The sequence below is a fragment of the Microcoleus sp. Pol12B5 genome (assembly GCF_036701335.1).
Lineage (GTDB): Bacteria > Cyanobacteriota > Cyanobacteriia > Cyanobacteriales > Microcoleaceae > Microcoleus.
In genome coordinates this window covers 1-2159 of sequence record NZ_JAUBQQ010000152.1, presented here as the reverse complement: position 1 = coordinate 2159, position 2159 = coordinate 1, and the positions used below count along the sequence as shown (strand labels likewise).

General features: G+C 39.8%; 4 protein-coding genes. 2 read left to right on the top strand and 2 right to left on the bottom strand.

Going from position 1 to position 2159, the window contains the following annotated elements:
• Nucleotides 1–72: 72 nt before the first annotated feature.
• Together QUA24_RS27115 and QUA24_RS27110 are read right to left on the bottom strand one after the other, a co-directional pair.
• Nucleotides 73–651, bottom strand: a complete 579-nt coding sequence (locus tag QUA24_RS27115; protein WP_333233511.1) for a hypothetical protein — start codon at nt 649–651, stop codon at nt 73–75.
• 71 nt (nt 652–722) lie between these two features.
• Nucleotides 723–932: a hypothetical protein gene (locus QUA24_RS27110; protein ID WP_333233510.1), complete on the bottom strand. Its 210-nt coding sequence runs from the start codon at nt 930–932 to the stop codon at nt 723–725.
• Between the two features lie 168 nt (nt 933–1100).
• Here QUA24_RS27110 and QUA24_RS27105 point away from each other — a divergent pair, with 168 nt between their 5' ends.
• Together QUA24_RS27105 and QUA24_RS27100 are read left to right on the top strand one after the other, a co-directional pair.
• Nucleotides 1101–1349, top strand: coding sequence for a DUF4926 domain-containing protein (locus QUA24_RS27105; RefSeq protein WP_333233508.1), 249 nt, complete (start codon nt 1101–1103; stop codon nt 1347–1349).
• Nucleotides 1350–1464: 115 nt separating this feature from the next.
• Nucleotides 1465–2085 carry a Uma2 family endonuclease gene (locus QUA24_RS27100; protein WP_333233506.1) on the top strand — a complete coding sequence of 207 codons (621 nt, stop codon included), beginning with the start codon at nt 1465–1467 and terminating at the stop codon, nt 2083–2085.
• Nucleotides 2086–2159: the final 74 nt, after the last annotated feature.

The following is a 2159-nucleotide window of genomic DNA, read 5'->3' as shown; positions in this document are numbered from 1 at the left end:
CTTTTGTTACCTCTGTGGAAAAAATCCTGAAAGAATTTGGAGAAAACTATGTAATTAATTTTGTCTAGCTACTTAATTCTGGAAATTTTCACTTTCTTTACCTCTAACTCCTACAAATTCGGCTATAGCTTCTACTGTTGACCCTTGCCACAGTTGGCTCTCGACTCTTCTGATTCGTTTGAGTGACCCCCCTACTTTATGTAGATTTTCTCTCAAATGATACCAATCTAATACTTCTCTTCTTTGCTCATTAGTCCCAATTTGATTAAACAGATTCCACACCCCATCATGACCATCTCCCAAACAGGTTATCGGCTCATTTGAAAGTTGGCTATTTACCCACTCCACTAAATCTGGATTATTTTGGAAGAAGGCGGCTGCTACTTGATTATGGATCTTAACTGCTTTATAATTCCTCCATACACTTTCTTTTCCTAATGGAGTTCTCAGCCTGACATTTCCTCCGTCTATACTCAATGCTTCTACTTGCTCGCCGTTCGACGGTGAAGAGAATTTATAACGCTCTAGTACCCGATGTTGTGTACTGTGCGGTACATAAATTCCTGTCAACATTTTTAAGTCTTTTTCAGCATTGGCAAATGATTCATTTGCCACTAATAATAAACAACATCTTTCTAATTGAGGACTCAAACGACTTCCCTTCTTTACTCCCAGCTTTTGGGCTTGCTTACTTGATAGCTTTATTTCTCCTACACAACTTTTTATGGTTCTTTTTCTCCCCTCACCCTTTCCCCCTGCTGAGTTAAAAAAAAACTGCTAATTTCTGGTGCTACTGTCTCAACTAAATACTCTCTGACAGTCAGTTCGATAGATTCAAAGCTTTTGAGATTGTCTGGCGAGGTATTCTTATAAAAGACCTCTGCTATTGCTTGGAGATTTATTTTGATCTTCTGCTGTTCTTCTGGGGTCATATGCACTTAGGTTATGGTAATTTATCTGCTTTCTATTATGCCATCAACTTGTCAAGGCAATTATCTCAGTATTTATACTCGTTGCAAAACTGGGATGCTCCCTTTTGAGATGAGATAAACTGAGGGCTACTTATTCGTATCAGCAGTGCCTGGAGGTAATAAAAGAAAGTGGAAAATAATACAGTTAAATTACTAGATATCGTTGCCTTGACAGTTGACATTCCTGAATACAACCTGTGGCGCGGACAAGTAGGGACTGTAGTTGAACTGTTGGCTGATGGTGCAGCGTTTGAGGTTGAATTTAGCGATCGCAGCGGACACACTTATGAATCTGTAGGGTTGCATCCAGAGCAAATCATGGTGTTGTATTTTGAGCCAGCATCACCTGATATCAAACCCGAAATGGTTACAGCATAAGCGGCACAATAACTTACGGACTTTATAAAAAATTGTAATTTATAACCGCAGATGCACGCAGATAAACGCAGATAGATAGAGATATAATTTATATTATCGGTGATTCTGAAAACCTATGACTCAAGCTTTACCCAAACTCGTAAACTTCGAGGAATTTGTGGAGTGGCTACCTGAAAATTCGGCGGTACGCTACGAACTGCATAATGGAGATATTGTTGAGATGGCACAACCAGTAGGCGAACACGAGGAAGTTATAAGCTTTCTTGCAGTCGAAATTCCTGTTGAAATCAAACATCTGGGATTGCCCTACGGTATCCCCCGCCAAGTGATAGTTAGACCTCCTGAAAAAGATTCTGGTTATTCGCCTGATGTGTTGGTGCTGAATCGTGCAAATCTGGTGAACGAAACTTTGTGGCAAAAACAATCTATCCTCAGTTTGGGTGCATCGATACCGTTGGTGATTGAGGTTGTGTCAACCAATTGGCGCGATGATTACTATTTGAAATACGCTGATTATGAAGAGATGGGTATCCCTGAATATTGGATTGTGGATTATGCTGCGTTGGGCGGACGCAATTTTATTGGCAATCCCAAACAACCGACAATTTCTGTGTGTAACTTGGTTGATGGTGAATATCAAGTCCTCAAGTTTCGAGAGAACGATCGGATTGTGTCGCAAAGTTTTCCTGATTTGAACCTCACTGCAAATCAGATTTTCCAAGCTGCTTTAGTGTAATACCAATTTAATATGAAGCTGCATAGAATAAAGCTTCAAGAATAAAATTGTAAGATGACAACGAACTGATTTGC